At 64.5% G+C, this 15,618-nt stretch carries 20 protein-coding genes and 1 riboswitch; of the genes, 13 read left to right on the top strand and 7 right to left on the bottom strand.

Annotated features, from left to right (window positions below; translation table 11 throughout):
* Positions 1–127: 127 nt before the first annotated feature.
* From ABH924_RS20100 to ABH924_RS20065, 8 genes are all read left to right on the top strand, one after another.
* On the top strand, positions 128–595 hold the full coding sequence (locus ABH924_RS20100) for an SRPBCC family protein (protein WP_234754758.1): 468 nt from the start codon (positions 128–130) through the stop codon (positions 593–595).
* A gap of 17 nt (positions 596–612) precedes the next feature.
* Entirely contained in the window at positions 613–1,482 is an 870-nt protein-coding gene (locus tag ABH924_RS20095) for a DUF4031 domain-containing protein (protein WP_404501683.1), read from the top strand.
* Positions 1,479–2,258 carry a 2-phosphosulfolactate phosphatase gene (locus ABH924_RS20090; protein WP_404501681.1) on the top strand — a complete coding sequence of 260 codons (780 nt, stop codon included), beginning with the start codon at positions 1,479–1,481 and terminating at the stop codon, positions 2,256–2,258. Before ABH924_RS20095 ends, ABH924_RS20090 begins: the two co-directional genes overlap by 4 nt.
* Positions 2,259–2,359: 101 nt before the next feature.
* Positions 2,360–2,689, top strand: coding sequence for a PadR family transcriptional regulator (locus ABH924_RS20085; RefSeq protein ID WP_345448401.1), 330 nt, complete (start codon positions 2,360–2,362; stop codon positions 2,687–2,689).
* A 2-nt stretch (positions 2,690–2,691) separates the two neighbouring features.
* Entirely contained in the window at positions 2,692–3,066 is a 375-nt protein-coding gene (locus ABH924_RS20080; RefSeq protein WP_404501679.1) for a DUF1048 domain-containing protein, read from the top strand.
* Positions 3,067–3,068: 2 nt separating this feature from the next.
* Positions 3,069–3,869: an ABC transporter ATP-binding protein gene (locus tag ABH924_RS20075; RefSeq protein WP_404501677.1), complete on the top strand. Its 801-nt coding sequence runs from the start codon at positions 3,069–3,071 to the stop codon at positions 3,867–3,869.
* Entirely contained in the window at positions 3,866–4,627 is a 762-nt protein-coding gene (locus ABH924_RS20070; RefSeq protein WP_404501675.1) for an ABC transporter permease, read from the top strand. Before ABH924_RS20075 ends, ABH924_RS20070 begins: the two co-directional genes overlap by 4 nt.
* A 31-nt stretch (positions 4,628–4,658) precedes the next feature.
* Positions 4,659–6,368 carry an exo-alpha-sialidase gene (locus ABH924_RS20065; RefSeq protein ID WP_404501673.1) on the top strand — a complete coding sequence of 570 codons (1,710 nt, stop codon included), beginning with the start codon at positions 4,659–4,661 and terminating at the stop codon, positions 6,366–6,368.
* A gap of 22 nt (positions 6,369–6,390) precedes the next feature.
* Here the strand turns inward: ABH924_RS20065 and poxB are convergent, their stop codons facing one another.
* The 7 genes from poxB to ABH924_RS20030 form a co-directional block, all read right to left on the bottom strand.
* Positions 6,391–8,127 (bottom strand): ubiquinone-dependent pyruvate dehydrogenase, encoded by a 1,737-nt coding sequence (poxB, locus tag ABH924_RS20060; protein WP_404501671.1) that lies wholly within the window; start codon positions 8,125–8,127, stop codon positions 6,391–6,393.
* An 89-nt stretch (positions 8,128–8,216) separates the two neighbouring features.
* On the bottom strand, positions 8,217–8,618 hold the full coding sequence (locus ABH924_RS20055; RefSeq protein WP_404501669.1) for a YccF domain-containing protein: 402 nt from the start codon (positions 8,616–8,618) through the stop codon (positions 8,217–8,219).
* A gap of 64 nt (positions 8,619–8,682) precedes the next feature.
* The gene (locus ABH924_RS20050) at positions 8,683–9,759 is read right to left on the bottom strand and encodes an ATP-dependent DNA ligase (RefSeq protein ID WP_404501667.1); all 1,077 of its coding nucleotides are present in this window, start codon (positions 9,757–9,759) and stop codon (positions 8,683–8,685) included.
* Between the two features lie 64 nt (positions 9,760–9,823).
* Positions 9,824–10,300 (bottom strand): hypothetical protein, encoded by a 477-nt coding sequence (locus tag ABH924_RS20045; RefSeq protein ID WP_404501665.1) that lies wholly within the window; start codon positions 10,298–10,300, stop codon positions 9,824–9,826.
* A gap of 138 nt (positions 10,301–10,438) precedes the next feature.
* Positions 10,439–10,900: an SRPBCC domain-containing protein gene (locus tag ABH924_RS20040; RefSeq protein WP_404501663.1), complete on the bottom strand. Its 462-nt coding sequence runs from the start codon at positions 10,898–10,900 to the stop codon at positions 10,439–10,441.
* On the bottom strand, positions 10,897–11,223 hold the full coding sequence (locus tag ABH924_RS20035) for an ArsR/SmtB family transcription factor (RefSeq protein WP_404501685.1): 327 nt from the start codon (positions 11,221–11,223) through the stop codon (positions 10,897–10,899). Before ABH924_RS20035 ends, ABH924_RS20040 begins: the two co-directional genes overlap by 4 nt.
* 151 nt (positions 11,224–11,374) lie before the next feature.
* Complete coding sequence (locus ABH924_RS20030) at positions 11,375–11,971, bottom strand: phosphoribosylanthranilate isomerase (RefSeq protein ID WP_404501661.1); 597 nt, start codon at positions 11,969–11,971, stop codon at positions 11,375–11,377.
* Positions 11,972–12,104: 133 nt separating this feature from the next.
* Here ABH924_RS20030 and ABH924_RS20025 point away from each other — a divergent pair, with 133 nt between their 5' ends.
* The 5 genes from ABH924_RS20025 to ABH924_RS20005 all read left to right on the top strand — a co-directional run bounded on the left by ABH924_RS20025 (position 12,105) and on the right by ABH924_RS20005 (position 15,427).
* Positions 12,105–12,749 carry a HutD family protein gene (locus ABH924_RS20025; RefSeq protein ID WP_234754724.1) on the top strand — a complete coding sequence of 215 codons (645 nt, stop codon included), beginning with the start codon at positions 12,105–12,107 and terminating at the stop codon, positions 12,747–12,749.
* Between the two features lie 147 nt (positions 12,750–12,896).
* A riboswitch (guanidine-III (ykkC-III) riboswitch) is annotated at positions 12,897–12,962 on the top strand.
* A 9-nt stretch (positions 12,963–12,971) separates the two neighbouring features.
* A complete protein-coding gene (locus ABH924_RS20020) occupies positions 12,972–13,286 on the top strand; it encodes a multidrug efflux SMR transporter (protein WP_234754723.1) in 315 nt (104 codons plus the stop codon).
* A 2-nt stretch (positions 13,287–13,288) separates the two neighbouring features.
* Positions 13,289–13,651, top strand: a complete 363-nt coding sequence (locus ABH924_RS20015; RefSeq protein WP_404501658.1) for a DMT family transporter — start codon at positions 13,289–13,291, stop codon at positions 13,649–13,651.
* 69 nt (positions 13,652–13,720) lie between these two features.
* The gene (locus ABH924_RS20010) at positions 13,721–14,740 is read left to right on the top strand and encodes an aldo/keto reductase (RefSeq protein WP_404501656.1); all 1,020 of its coding nucleotides are present in this window, start codon (positions 13,721–13,723) and stop codon (positions 14,738–14,740) included.
* A gap of 36 nt (positions 14,741–14,776) precedes the next feature.
* A complete protein-coding gene (locus tag ABH924_RS20005) occupies positions 14,777–15,427 on the top strand; it encodes an MBL fold metallo-hydrolase (RefSeq protein WP_404501654.1) in 651 nt (216 codons plus the stop codon).
* The last annotated feature ends 191 nt before the right edge of the window (positions 15,428–15,618 follow it).

Below are 15,618 nucleotides of genomic sequence, written 5' to 3'. Positions count from 1 at the left end.
CCCATCCCCCCCCCCCCCGGGGCCCCCCCCCCGCGGGGCGGGGGGGGCGGGGGGGGGGGGGGGGGGCCCCCCCCCCCCCCCCCCGGCCCGCACCCACGATCCCGACAAAGCACCGTACGATATGCACATGGCACCCTTCACAGTCACTCGCAATGCGTTGATCCCCGCCGCGCCCTCCGACATCTTCCCCTTCGTCAACAACTTCCACGAGTGGACCAAATGGTCTCCATGGGAAGCCGTTGACCCCAAGCTGAGCCGGAGCTACTCGGGCAACGAGTCCGGCGTCGGAGCTAAGTATGCCTGGAGCGGCAACAACAAGGCCGGCACCGGAACCATGGAAATCGTCGGCTCGGAGGAGCCCGGCAAGATCGACATCCGCCTTGAATTCACCAAGCCGATGAAGGCCGTCAACCCCACGGGGTTCACGTTCGTGCCCGAAGGGGACGGCACCCGTGTCACCTGGACTATGACCGGCGAGAACAAGGGCCTCGGCAAAATCTTCGCTTTGTTCATGAACATGGAGAAGATGGTGGGCGGCGACTTCGAAAAGGGCCTGACCGCGCTCTCAGCGGTAGCCACCCGGAAAAACCCGTAGTTTCTTGGGCGCAGGCCATGGCCGTCTACGTTGATCCGCCGCTGTGGCCCGCGCACGGGACCGTGTTCTCCCACCTCGTCTCGGACACCTCGCTCGAGGAGCTGCATGCCTTCGCCGAGGCCGCGGGGATTCCCGAGCGCGCCTTCGACGGCGACCACTACGACGTCCCGGAACGCCGCTACCAGGACCTCCTGTCCGCAGGTGCCATCCCCGTGGAGGCCCGGATTTTGGTGCGGAAATTGATCGCGAGCGGCTTGCGGATCCCCGCCCGCCAACGCAGCAAGGCCCTCACCGTGCCCTTGCTGGAGCGCTGGAATTCGATACTTCCGGGACATGAGGAGCTGGGTTTCGAGCTGCTCGAACGCTGGGGCGAGGACCATCGGAAGTACCACAGCCGCACGCATTTGCTGGCGGTCCTGGAAGCCTTGGATCTCCTCACCGAACCCGGGCCGCCTGCGCGCTCAGTGACTTTGGCCGCGTGGTTCCACGACGCCGTCTACGAGGGAATCGCAGGGCAGGACGAAGAGCAGTCGGCCAGGCTGGCTGAAGACCGCCTGGCCATTGCGGGACTTCCCGGGCCAGTGATCGACGACGTTGCCCGGCTGGTCAGGCTGACCTCCACCCACAACCCCGTACCGGGAGACCATGCCGGCGCCCTCTTGTGCGACGCCGATCTGTCCATCCTCGGCGCGGAACCCGCGGCTTACGCGCGCTACCTGGCTGCTGTCCGCGAGGACTACGCCCACGTCGGCGATGCAGACTTCGCGGCGGGCCGCACCGCCGTCGTCCGCCAACTGCTCGCCTTGGATCCGCTCTTCCACAGCGAACGCGCGAAGACCCTGTGGCTCGATGCCGCACGCCGCAACCTGGAGGCCGAACTGTCATGACCATGGCGGGGACGGTGCACCGGCAGCTTCCGTTCACGGTGAGGTTCGAATGGGGGCTCGACGGCGCCCATGCGGTCGCGTCGGGAGCGGACCTTGCCGTCGTGGTTGACGTCCTCTCCTTCACCACATGCGTCAGTGTCGCCGTCGACCGGGGCGCCATGGTGTTCCCGTATCCGTGGAAGGACGCCGGGGCCGAGGATTTCGCCGCCCAACATGATGCCCAACTGGCTGGCCCGCGGGGTGGAGGCGGACTGAGCCTGTCGCCGTCGAGCTTGCGGGACGCACGGACGTTGAGCCGCGTCGTGCTGCCTTCGCCCAACGGCTCATCCATCGCGCACGAGCTCGCCCGGGAAATCCCCCTTATCGCGGCCGTGTCACTGCGTAATGCAGCCGCCACCGCGGATTGGGTGGCGTCCGAACTCCCCCCGGATGCGGTGGTGGCGGTGATCGCGGCCGGCGAGCTTTGGCCCGGCGGTTCGCTCCGGCCCGCCGTGGAGGATCAGATCGGGGCCGGCGCCTTCATTGCCGGGCTCGCTGCTGCAGGGCGGGGCGGCTTCACCCCGGAGGACGGCAGGGAAGGTTTCGCTCCGGAGGCTGATGCCGCGATGGCGGTGTACAACGCTGCTGAACCCAGGCTCCATGAGGTTCTGCGGGGCTGCTCCAGCGGCCGTGAGTTGATCGGTGCAGGGTACGCGGACGACGTCGAGATCGCCGGCGAACTTGACGCCGGGACCACCGTGGCCCTGTTGAGGGACGGCGCGTTCCAGCGGCCCTGAGTGCGCTTCGGTGCGGTTTCCATAGGGGCTTGCGTTTCCACTACCTAGCGCTACTATGTACTAGTAGCTAGTAACACTGAGTAGTGAAAAGGAGGTGTCCAATGGGCAAGCAGATGACGGAGATGCTCAAAGGGACCCTGGAGGGCATCGTTCTCGCCCTCCTGACCGGGAATCCCGCGTACGGGTACGAAATCACGACGCTGCTCCGGGGACAGGGCTTCACCGAGATCGCCGAGGGCACCGTGTATGCACTTCTCGTCAGGATCGAGCAAAAAGGCCTTGTCGATGTCGAGAAGCGGCCGTCCGAGAAGGGCCCGCCGCGCAAGGTCTATTCGCTCAACGAGCAGGGCGAGAAGGAACTGGACGAATTCTGGAATACGTGGAGTTTCCTGTCCGAGCGACTGGAACAGCTCCGAAAGGGAGGAAAGTGAACATGGCCACAGGGTGGATCGAGCAGCTCACGGGATCGCTCGAACAGAAAAAGCAATACCGGCAAAACAAGGCACGCGTGGAGCAGCTTCCCGCGGACTATCGCGCGGCGGCGACCGCGCTGGAACGGTACCTGGTGTACTTCGGGGCCATCACCAAGGGCGACGTGCTGCTGCGGATGCTCGGCGATCTCACCGATCTCTTCGAACAGAGCGCAGCGGACGGAACGCCGATCCGCTCGATCGTCGGCGACGACCCGGTGGAATTCGCCGAAACGTTCATGCGCAACTACACGGGCGGTCAGTGGATCAACAAGGAGCGGGAACGCCTGGTCAAGGCAATCGACGCCGCCGCCGGAGACGATGGGAAGGAGAGGTAGTCATGACCAGTGCATCCACCACCCGCGAACCCGCGATCCGCGTGCAGGGCATGGAAAAGTCCTACAAGGAGTTGCACGTGCTGCGCGGTGTGGACTTCGAGGTGGCACCGGGCACCATCTTCGCCCTTCTCGGCTCCAACGGAGCAGGAAAGACCACGATGGTGAAAATCCTGTCCACGCTGCTGCGTCCGGACGCCGGCACGGCCACCGTCAATGGATTCGACGTCGTGACCCAACCGCTGCGGGTTCGGGAATCCATCAGCCTCACCGGACAATTCGCAGCTGTCGACGAGATCCTCTCCGGTCGGGAGAACCTGGTGCTCGTTGCCAAGTTGCGGCACCTGAAGGACCCCGGCCAAGCGGCGGATGATCTCCTCGCCCGCTTCAACCTGTCCGAGGCGGCATCGCGAAAGGTGTCAGCGTATTCAGGAGGCATGCGCCGTCGCCTTGACATCGCCATGAGCCTGGTCGGGCAGCCCGAGGTGATCTTCCTCGACGAGCCGACCACCGGGCTCGACCCCGAAGCACGCATCGAGGTGTGGCAGGTGGTCCAGGAGCTCGCCAACCACGGCACCACGGTTCTGCTCACCACGCAGTATCTCGACGAGGCCGAACAACTCGCGGACCGGATCGCCATCCTTCATCACGGTCGGATCATCGCGAACGGCACCCTCGGCGAGCTCAAGCAACTACTCCCGCCAGCGAAGGTCGAGTACGTCGAAAAGCAGCCCACCCTGGAGGATATCTTCCTCGCGCTTGTGGGCAACGAGGGCAAGGTCGCGTCAAGTAAGGACCAGTCATGAGCACACATTTCTTCGGAGACACGGCCGTCTTGCTGGGCCGCTCCATGCGTCACATCTTCCGCAGCGCGGACACCATTATCACCACCGCGATCACACCGATCGCCCTCATGCTGCTGTTCGTCTACGTGTTCGGCGGCGCCATCAGGACAGGCACCGAGAACTACGTCAACTACCTGCTGCCGGGAATCATGCTGATCGCGATTGCATCGGGCATCGCGTACACCGCCGTTCGCTTGTTCTACGACATGCAGAGCGGGATTTTCGAGCGGTTCCACTCCATGCCGATCGCACGATCGTCCGTGCTGTGGGCGCATGTGCTGACTTCCCTCGTCGCCAACGGGCTCTCACTCGTGATCATCATGGTGGTGGCCCTCCTCATGGGATTCCGCACATCGGCAAGCCTGCTGGCATGGCTCGCCATCATCGGGATCCTGGCGCTGTTCACCCTGGCACTCACTTGGCTCGCAATTATTGCGGGCCTGACAGCGAAGTCCGTGGACGGTGCCGGAGGGTTCTCCTACCCGCTGATCTTCCTGCCGTTCATCAGCTCGGCTTTCGTCCCCACGGCCACCATGCCGGGTCCCGTGCGCGCCTTCGCAGAGAACCAGCCGGTCACTTCGATCGTCAACACGATCCAGGATCTGTTTGAACAACGGCCAATCGGCAGCGACATATGGGTCGCTCTCGCATGGTACCTCGGCATCCTCGTTCTCGCCTACTTCTTCGCCACGGCGGCCTACCGGCGCAAGATCAGCTAGCACCCAAGGCGCCATCTCGTATCATGGAGGTGTGACCTCCTACCTCCAGCGCAATGGTGCCACACTCCCCCAAGCTCGTCCCGACGTCGAGCACGTCCTGGCGGTGCGCGGCACGGGTGGCTACCGGCAGTACCGCATCCCCGCGCTGGCCGTTTCCACGGCGGGAACAGTGCTCGCCGCCTATGACGGCCGGCCGAACCTGGACGACCTGCCCAATCCGATCGATCTCCTGCTCCGGCGCAGCACGGACAATGGCCGCAGCTGGGAGGAACAACGGGTGGTCCGCAGCGGCTCGGGGCTCAACGGCTACGGCGATCCCAGCCTCCTGGTGGACGCCATGACCGGGCGGATTTTCATGTTCCACGCCGCAGGGACACATGCCGGTTTCTTCGAGGCGGTAGGCGGCCTGGAACCGGATGACGACGTGCAGCATTGCGATGTCAGCTTTTCCGACGACGACGGCGTCACCTGGCAGCATCGGCGGCTCACCGATCAGCTCAAGCCAGGCAGTGCTGCGGGCGCTCACGACCGCGGCATCACGGGGATCTTCGCCGCTGCCGGGCAGGGAATCCAGCTGCACACCGGTCCGTTCACCGGGCGCCTGGTGCAGCAGTTCGTCGTGCTCGCGGACGGCGAAATCATGGCGGCTTCCGCGTACAGCGACGACCACGGCGAGAACTGGACGCTCGGTTCGCTCATCGGAAAGGGCCCGGACGGGGTCGGCCCCAACGAGAACAAGGTTGCGTGCCTCGACGACGGCCGCCTCCTCCTGCACTCGCGCGCCACTCCCCGGCGCCTGGCAGCAGTCTCCAATGACGGCGGCGAGACGTGGAGCCAACTGGAACCCGTGGAAGACCTCCCCGACCCAAGCGACAACGGCTCCCTTGTCCGCTTCGACGGCCTGCCAAGCGTGATTTCCTTGGCCACCCCGGCCACGAACAGCTGGCTGATCGCGAGCCACAACCAGGACACCTCCCTGCGGCGCAACACGGTCCTCAGCCTGTCCACGGACAACGGGGCCAGCTGGCCCGCCAAGCTGGTCCTTTGCGAGGGCAGCTCGGCGTACTCGACGGCGGCGCGGCTTCCGGATGGCAACATCGGCGTCTTGTACGAGCGGCAGGGATACCGCGAAATCGTCTTCGTTTCAGTCCCAGCGGAGCAGTTGACAGGGCAACTCCCCGGGGCGGCCGCGGGTGCGGCCAGGGCACCCGAAACCCAGGTCCGGTCCGACCATCTCGAGTTTCACATGGAACTGCGCTCCATCACGCCCGGCCGACCCGCTGTGTGGCAGAACGCCGGCGAATTCCATGTCATCTCCCCGGAGAACGACTGCGATTGGGACGTGCAGACCTGGAAGGAAGTGGGCCAAGGCTACTCCGCGGAGCAGGCGCAGGTCCTCGGAACCCGCGAAGCCCAGGACCTCAACTACGGGCCGATCATTCCGGGCTACAAAGCCGGGGACATCCTCGCCTTCACCGGACGCGCCCGCAACGTGGGCACCCAGCCAGCCACCGGCGTCGTGCTCTTGGGACCGCACGCCAATCCGGCGGACTTCCGGCCCGCCGATCTGGCACCGGGCGCGGAAGCGCTGTACTTCACGCCGGTGTACACGGTCACCGAGGAGGATCTGGCGCGGGACTCGCTCGAACTGGCTTTTGCGGTGGCGTACGACGGAGGCGCACGGGCCGTGGAGCGCAGCTTCAGTTTCGATCTGCGCACGGGAGCCGTGACGGCTAACTAGGGCGGGGCTCGGTCAGCTCCGACTAGAAAATCTGGCGGATGTTGGTCTTCGCGAGGTCGATGAGCTGGTCGCCGCGGCCGGAGAGGACCGTCCGGATCGCGTAGAGAGTGAAGCCCTTGACCTGTTCGGCGCTGATTGCCGGCGGAATGGACAGTTCCTGCCGGGCCGTGCGGACGTCGATGAGGGCCGGGCCGTCGTGGGCGAAGGCTTCAGCCAGTCCCGCCTTCAGCCCGGAGGAGTTGTCCACCCGGATACCGCGGATGCCCAGAGCTTCTGCTAGTTTGGCGAAGTCCGGATTCTCGAGCTCCGTGCCGAAATTGACGAACCCCGCGGCCTTCATTTCGAGCTCCACGAAGTTCAGCGAGGAGTTGTTGAAGACCACCACTTTGACCGGGAGCTTGTTCTGCACCAAGGTGATCAGCTCGCCGAGCAGCATGGTCAGGCCGCCGTCGCCGGCCAGTGCCACCACTTGGCGCCCGGGGTACGCGGCCGCCGCGCCGATTCCGTGCGACAGTGCATTGGCCATGGTTCCGTGGTTGAACGAGCCGAGCAGCCGGCGTCGGCCGTTCATACCCAGGTACCGGGCCGCCCACACAGTGGGGGACCCGACGTCGCACGTGAAAACCGCATCCGGTGCCGCCAACTCGTCCACTAGCCTTCCCACGAACTGCGGATGGATGGGCTGGCCGTCCTTTGCCGGAGAGGCGAGGTCGTCGAGTTTGGCGCGGGACTTGGCGTAATGCTTGAGCGAAGTACTCAAGTGTGTTCGTTTCCCCTTGCGTTCGATCAACGGCAGCAGCGAAGCCGCGGTGTCCTTGACCGTGCCCACAAGGCCAAGATCGATCCTGGCCCGCCTGCCAAGCTGCTCGCCCCGGATATCCACCTGGATGATCTTGGCGCTCTCCGGGTAGAACTGCTGGTACGGAAAATCGGTGCCCAGCATGAGCAAGGCCTCGCAGCTCTCCATCGCGCGATAGCCCGAACTGAACCCCAAAAGGCCCGTCATGCCGACGTCGAACGGGTTGTCGTATTCGATGTGCTCCTTGCCGCGCATTGCGTGGACGATCGGCGCGCCCAGCGCGTCCGCCAAGGCCATGACCTCGGGGTGCGCACCCGCAGTGCCGGCGCCGGCCAAGATGGTGACTTTGCCGGCAGCGTTGAGAATGTCCGCTGCCTCGGCGAGCTCCTGCGGGTTGGGCCGGATCTCCGGACGGGCGGCCCGGATCACCGCTGTCCGGTTGCTTTGCGCCTCCGCGAGGGCGACGTCTCCGGGAATCACGACGACGGCGACACCGCGCTTCTCGATCGCCGTCCGCATGGCGATTTCCAAGACCCTGGGCATCTGCGAAGGATGGGCGACGTGCTCGACGTAAACGCTGCACTCCCGGAACAACTCCTGGGGATGGGTCTCCTGGAAGTACTGGCTGCCGATCTCTTCGCTGGGAATGTGGGCGGCGATGGCCAACACGGGAACCCTGGACTTGTTGGCGTCGTAGAGGCCGTTGATCAGGTGCAGGTTGCCAGGGCCGCAGGATCCGGCGCACACCGCCAATTCATCCGTGAGGCCCGCCTCGGCTGCGGCCGCCAACGCCGCGGCTTCCTCGTGGCGGACATGCACCCAACGGATGCTCTCTTCCTCCCTCAGTGCGTCCGTGAATCCGTTCAGCGAATCCCCGGGGATCCCGTAGACGCGCTGGACGTTGTTGGCTTTGAGGGTGGCGACGATGTTCTTGGCAACGGTGTTCCTGGCGGCGGACATGGACTGTTCCTTTCGAGGGGAGGCAGTGCAGACACGGCCTACGCTACTCCGGAACAGTCCATGGCGCCGGATGCCCGACGCGGGAAGAGCTAGTGGTAGGTGCTGACGAACGGGCGGTTGCTAGGCACGATTTGCTTGCCCAGCGGCATGAGCGATACCGGAATGAGCTTCAGGTTGGCGATGGCCAGGGGGATCCCGATGATAGTGATGGCCATGGCGAAGGCCGTGACCACGTGGCCGATCGCGATCCAAATGCCCGCAACCAGCAACCAAATGACATTGCCGATGAGGGGGAAGACTCCCCCGCCTCCGGGCTTGTCCACGACCATGCGCCCAAACGGCCAGAGCGTGTACGAGGCAATCCGGAACGACGCGATGCCCCACGGGATGGTGACGATCAACAAGCAGCAGACAATTCCGGCCATGAAATAACCCAAGGCCAGAACGAAGCCGCCGCAGACGAGCCAGATGATGTTGAGCAGCGTTTTCATATCTCCCATTGTCCCCTGCGGAACGCGGACTGGGCCTAGGGGTTCGCCCTGAAATCCCCCTGATTTATCGTTTCCCGGTGTCCAGGACCGCTGACAAATCGAACTTCACGGGTTCCTCAAGCTGCTCATAGGTGCACGACCCCGGATCCCTGTCCGGCCGCCACCGCACGAACTGCGTGGTGTGTCTGAACCGCTCCCCTTCCATATGGTCGTAAGCCACTTCCACAACGAGTTGGGGCCGCAGGGGCGTGAACGACAGGTCCTTCCCTGCGCTCCAGCGGCTGCCTTCGGCGTTGCGGGGTGTCCGGCTGCCTTCCTCCTGCTTGGCCCATGCCCAGGGATGCCCATCGAACGCAGTCACGAGGGGTTGGAGTTCGTCGAACAGTTCCTTGCGTCTGTGCATCGAGAAGGATCCCACCACGCCGACGTTGGATAGCCGGCCGCCGTCGTCATAAAGCCCCAACAATAGTGAACCAATAAGGTCGTCACCGGTCTTATGAACCCGGTAGCCGGCCACAACGCAGTCGGCGGTCCGCTGGTGTTTGACCTTGAACATCACGCGCTTGTCCGGTTGGTAGGTACCATCCAGCGGCTTGGCGAGCAGGCCGTCCAGGCCTGCGCCCTCGAACTGGTTGAACCACTGCTCTGCCGTTCCCTTGTCCCGGGTTGCCGCGGTGAGGTGGATGGGAGCGGCGGCGCCTGCAAGTGCTTGTTCAAGCGCTGCCCGCCGTTCGGCGAAGGGCCGTCCCGTGAAGTCCTCATCGCCAAGGGCGAGCAGGTCGAAGGCCACGAATTTCGCCGGCGTCTGCTCGGACAACAGCTTGACCCTGCTGGCTGCCGGATGGATGCGTTGCTGGAGGGCTTCAAAGTCCAAGCGGTCACCGGAGCTGCCGACCAGGATGATCTCACCGTCGAGGACGCAGCGTTCCGGCAGGTTTGCCTTCAACGCCTCGATGAGCTCCGGGAAGTACCGGTTCATGGGCTTCTCGTTGCGACTACCGATTTCGACGTCGTCACCGTCACGAAAAACGACGGAGCGGAAACCATCCCATTTAGGCTCGTAGCTCATGGCGCCGTCCGGGATGGCGCCAACCGCCTTGGCAAGCATGGGTGCGACAGGGGGCATGACTGGCAGCTGCATAAAGCCATTCTTGCCGCGGCGCCGGGACCGCGCTACCTGTTCATTCGCTTAAGTGGATAAAGGACTACTTGCAGTTGGCGCTCAGCCAAGTGGTAACGGGAGCCATCGCCTTTTCGAACTTGCCGCTCGAGTAGACAGTCTGGTCTTTCAGACCTGCGATCGCAGTGTCCTTGAGATTGGTGAAATCAGCCTTGAGCGCGTCCGGGACGCGATCCGCCGTGGCGGCGAGTTCTGCCTTGTATTGCTCCAGCTCGGCGGTCTTTCCCTGCGCCGCAGACATTGGCAGCAACGAAGCTCCCGTCGCTTCTTTAGAGATGGTGGAGCACATTTCGGCTGCCGAGGCGAAGCCCCCGAATGGCCCCGATGAAGGAGTTGGGCTTGCGCTTGCGGTTGCGGAGTCGCCCGCAGAAGAGGACGACGGCGTGCCCGCCGCGGCCGAGCCCCCTCCCTGTGTGGAGCAGCCGGACAGCGCCAGTGCGGCGAAGAGGGCGACTGTCAGGTGTCGGATAGGACTGTTGAGACGTTTCTGAAGGATTTTCAAAGGTCGCATTCTGCTTGATCGTCTGTCTCCGGAACCGTTCGGCCTCCAGAGCAATGGCATTCTGTCCCCGCCGTGGAGTCTAGCCCGGATGGGCCCTGGCCTTCCAAGTTGACTTCCGGTCCCATTTAGACCGCTTCCCTATTCCCGCACCAGCAAGATGTCCAGTTTGGTGAACGAGGTGCCCCATCCCTCGCGGGTCATGTCCACCCATTCGTCGGAGTCGAAGGGACCCTGCGTGAGATGAAGCCGCGTACGGCCGCCATCCAGTACCTCGAACTCAAGGCGCATTTCCAGCAAAAGTGTGATCCCGGCGTCGGGCTCTGCTTTCTGGGTGGCGACCAGCAGGGCCGGCGGATCGTACGCGGTGATGACGGCGTCGATGGGTGATTCCTTGGCAACGCCGTCCTCCTCCCAGCTCATGACGAGCTGCCAGACTCCGCCCACCCGGGGGTCGACGACTATCCGGTCGCGCGGCGAATCCACGCCCACCGGCCCGAACCATGCGGCGAGCTGGTCGGGGTCCACGAAAGCTTCGAAGACGAGCTCGCGCGGGGCATCGAATTCGCGGGTCATGGTGAGGATGTGCTGTTCCGTGTTCATTGCTTGACTCCTGGATCCTTTGAATCGTTCTGAATCTTGCGTAGGTGGGCGTCGAGGCGGATAAAGCTGGCATCCCAGAAACGCCTGTATTTGTCCATCCATTCGGTGGCTTCGCGCAGTGGTTCCGCTTCCAGCTTGGAAGACCGCCATTGCGCATTCCGGCTCCGGCTGATCAGCCCCGCGTTTTCCAGGACCTTGAGATGCCGCGAGACGGCGGGAAGGCTGATGTCGAACGGTTCGGCAAGTTCGTTCACGGTGGCCTCGCCCTCCGAAAGCCGGGCCAGAATGGCCCTTCGGGTGGGGTCGGCAAGAGCCGAGAAGATGAGACTGAGCCGGTCTGCGGACGGCGGCTGTCAAGGGTTTCTTGCGACGCTCGCTCGCTTTTGGGGGCAAAACCGCGGACCCTCGCTCACATCATCTGAGCGAGCGTTTGGCGAAAGGGCGTTAAAGGTGAGCGAGCGATTTGGAGGGGGCTCAGGATTTTGCGGCTTGGACGAAGGCGCGCACGAGGTCGAGGTCCTTCACCCCACGCGAGGACTCCACGCCGCTGGACACGTCGACGCCCCAGGCCTCGGCTTCGAGCACGACGGCTCCGACGTTGGACGGGGTCAACCCGCCAGCCAACAACCAGTGGCGCGCACCCAGGCCCAGTTTCCGGACCGAGGCATAGTCCCACGCCTCACCCGAACCCGGCACAGCGGCGTCGATCAGCAGAAGTTCCTCGCCCCACTCCCCGAACTCGTCCGGAGCGGCACCCATGGTGACGGCCCGGATGAGCCGCATGCCGCCGTCGTGCACGGTCTTAACGTCTTCCGGCGAGCGGCTTCCGTGCAGCTGGACCCATTCGAGGCCGGCCTCGCGGGCGGTTGCGACGGCGTCGGCGGCTGCCTCGTGACGGAAGACCCCGACGGCAGTGACACCTTCCGGTACATGGACCAGCAAGTCTCGGGCACGGTCGGGCGATACCTCGCGGGGACTCTTCGTCAGCACGAAACCCACGGCGTCTGCACCGGACTCGACGGCGGCCTGCACGGATTCAGGCGTGCTCAAGCCACACACTTTGACGAACATTCCGCGCCTCCAACCGTTTATCTCCCTACGACGTTAGCAAGGGCGTCCGGGATTGTTGAACCGTGCCAAGGTTGCACCGATGTTACGCGAGCGTTCAATCAGCCAAAGGCTGGCTCGGGCTAGGCTGGAGCGCATGGAGATCATCCGCTTTGCCGAGCTCAAACCCGAACCGTGGCGCAACGGAGGCGGGGTGACCCGCGAACTCGCAAGCCATCCGAAAGCGGCGTCGGCGCAAGACGGAGCGTGGGACTGGCGGGTCAGCATCGCCGACGTCGGATCGGCCGGCGATTTCTCGACGTTCCCGGGCATGGAGCGCGTCATCACAGTGATCGACGGCGAATTGCTGCTGCTCACGGTGGACGGCGAAGAACACCCCTTGGAAAAGTATCGGCCGTTCCGGTTTTCCGGCGAGGCGGCCTCTGCCAGCGCACTCCCGACTGGCGACATCCGGGACCTCAACGTGATCGCCCGGGCAGGCGAATTCAAGGGCTACACGTCCATCGTCGAGCTCTCCAAGAAGCGCGCACACCCCGTGTTCGAAGGCCAGTTGGCCCTCCTTTTGGAGGGCAAGGCTTCAGTTAGTCCCGGCGCGGAAGCTGCGGAAACGGCTGTTCCTGCGGACAGCTCGGACGGGGAGGCTGCCGCACCGACCGCCGAATCCGTCGAACTCGCCCGCTACGACGCAGTAGTAGGTTCCGACACCCGCAGCCCGGAAATCCTGGGCCGTGGATTCATCGCCGTCATCTCCATCGACCGCGTGGAGCATGCGCACTCCTAGGTCCCAGCACTGGACATAACAGCAATATGCCCACACGCTCACCCCAGCACTGGACATGTCCCTCGATTAGGCCCGCGACCGCGTATGTCCCTTGGTGAGGCTCGCCACCAAAGCTGGCCACCCGGCGTCGGGCTTTGCTAGCCTCGAAGCAAGGCCCGCACAGGGACCTCCGGACGACGGTTCAGTACCCGGCACGCGACAAGACTGGCCAAAGGATCTGTCATGTCGTGGTTAATCCTCATTCTGTCCGGCGCGCTTGAGGCCGTCTGGGCCGCAGCGCTCCACCGTTCCAACGGCTTCCGCAAACCGGTCCCCTCCGCGATCTTCCTGGTCACCGTGATTGCGAGCACCGCGGGCCTGGCCTTCGCGATGCAGTCCATTCCCACCGGAACCGCGTATGCGGTGTGGGTGGGAGTCGGCGTCGTCCTCACAGCCGCTTACGCGATGATCACCAAAGTTGAGCGCCCGACGGCGGCCCGGCTGCTCCTGCTCGCCGGGATCGGTGTGTGCGTGGTCGGTTTAAAGGTGGTGGCGTAGCCATGACCGCCAAGTTTGCATGGGCCATTCTGCTGGCCTCCGCCGTGCTCGAAGCTGTGTGGGCGACGGCCCTCGGACTATCCGACGGCTTCAGCCAAGCCCCCCCCACCGTGGTCTTCGCCGTCACTGCAAGCCTCAGCATGATCGGCCTCGGCATCGCAGTGAAGCGGATTCCCCTGGGAACGGCCTACGCCGTCTGGGTCGGGATCGGAGCAGCACTGACGGTCGGCTGGGCCATGGCCACCGGCGTCGAACCGGCCAGCCCGCTCAAGCTGCTGTTCATTGCGGGAATCGTTGGTTGCGCGGCCGGGCTGAAGGCCCTTCCCACTGAAGCGTTGGAAGTGGCCGAGCCGGCCCGGCCATAAGCGCGGAATACTCCCCCGCCCCACGGAGTTGCCAGCGATGAGACGAACACTCGGCGAAGGAGAACTACCATGAGCCCGGAAACCACGAACGTACAGCTCGGCGATGGCCTGACCGTGAGCCCCCTAGGTTTCGGCGGGATGGCACTGACGCCCGTTTACGGCGAGGTGGATCCCGCCGAATCCCTCAAGACGCTGCATCACGCCGTGGATGCCGGCATCAGCTTCATTGACACCGCGGATATTTACGGCGCGGGCGACAACGAGGAACTGATCGCGAAGCTGCTGAAGGATCGCCGCGACGAGGTCCAGTTGGCCACCAAGTTCGGAATCGTGGGCAACCCACGCGAGGGCTACACCGATGTCCGGGGAGATACCGCGTACGTGGCCCAGGCGGCGGAAGCGAGCCTCCGCCGCCTGGGCACCGACGTCATCGACCTCTACTACATGCACCGCCGCGACCTCCGCGTTCCGATTGTGGAAACCGTGGAGGCCATGGCAGAGCTTGTCCGGGCAGGCAAAGTCCGGCACCTTGGCCTGTCTGAAGTGACAGCCGAGGAGCTGAGGGAAGCCAACGCCGTGCACCCGATCGCCGCCGTGCAGAGCGAGTGGTCCATCTGGAGCCGGGACGTTGAGCGCAACGTCGTCCCGACTGCGGCAGAGCTGGGTGTGGGCTTCGTGCCCTATTCGCCGCTTGGCCGGGGCTTCCTCACCGGAACCGTCAGCGCCGATCAACTCGGCGAGAACGATTTCCGGCACCGCATCCCCCGTTTTGCCGACGGCGCACTCGACGCCAACCAGGCGGTTGTTGCCGCGGTGCGTGCCGTGGCCACCGAGCTGTCCGGGAGCACCGGCCGGGGTGCAACTCCCGCCCAGGTGGCTTTGGCCTGGCTTTTCGCCCAGGGCCGCCGCCTCCAGCTCAGCGTGGTCCCCATCCCCGGCACGCGCAAAGCGAATCGGATCGATGAGAACCTGGGCGCCCTGTCGCTCGAGTTGAGCGCCGCCCAACTGGACGTGCTCGACGGCGCCGCGGACGCCGTCGTCGGCTCACGGTCCGCGGATCCCACCTGGGTTTCGCAGGGCCGCGAATAGGCGGTAAGCCCCAGGCAGCTTCCGTAGAGTGGACGAATGGACTCACTCATTCATTCACTGCGCGACATCACCATCCGGCGAATCTCGGTCAGCGAGATGAACAACAACGTGTATCTGCTCACTGCCAAGGCAAGCGGCGCGCAACTCCTGATCGATGCCGCGGACGACCTTCCGGCCATCCAACAGATGATCGAAGACTCGGCCGCGGACACCACGGCCACGCCGAAACTGGCCCTGATCGCCACAACGCACCAGCACTGGGACCACGTCCGCGCGCTTCCCGGGTTGGTGGAAGTTACGGGCGCGAAGACCTCGGCCGGAGTGGACGACGCCGACGCGCTGCCTGTGCCCGTGGACGTGCCGCTGCGCCATGGCGACGTGGGAAACTTCGACGGTTTCGACATCACCGCGGTGCACTTGCGCGGCCACACTCCGGGTTCAATCGCCTACGTGTACCTGGACCCTGAAGGGCCCGCGCACATTTTCAGCGGCGACTCGTTGTTCCCGGGAGGGGTTGGCAACACCCAGAACGATGCCGCACGCTTCACTTCGCTGTTGAACGACGTGAGCGAACGGCTGTTCGAGGCCTACCCGGATGACACCGTGGTGCATCCTGGCCATGGAGATCCGACCACGCTCGGTGCAGAGCGGCCACACCTTGCGGAATGGCGCGAGCGCGGCTGGTAATCCCTAGGGACATGCTCATTCTTCGGGCCTAGGAACGGACATATCAGGAATATGTCCACTCCTTGTTGCCCACGTTGAGCATGTCCAGCGGAGAACCTGGCGAACGGACAATGAGCATGCCCTGCTCTTGGGTCAGAGAGTGGACATATCAGGAATATGCCCACTCCTCGTTGCCCACGCTGAGCATGTCC

The sequence above is a fragment of the Arthrobacter sp. GAS37 genome, from assembly GCF_044908325.1.
GTDB classification, from domain to species: Bacteria; Actinomycetota; Actinomycetes; order Actinomycetales; family Micrococcaceae; genus Arthrobacter; species Arthrobacter ramosus.
The sequence above is the reverse complement of the archived record's forward strand: the minus strand, read 5'-3'. Positions and strand labels throughout refer to the sequence as shown.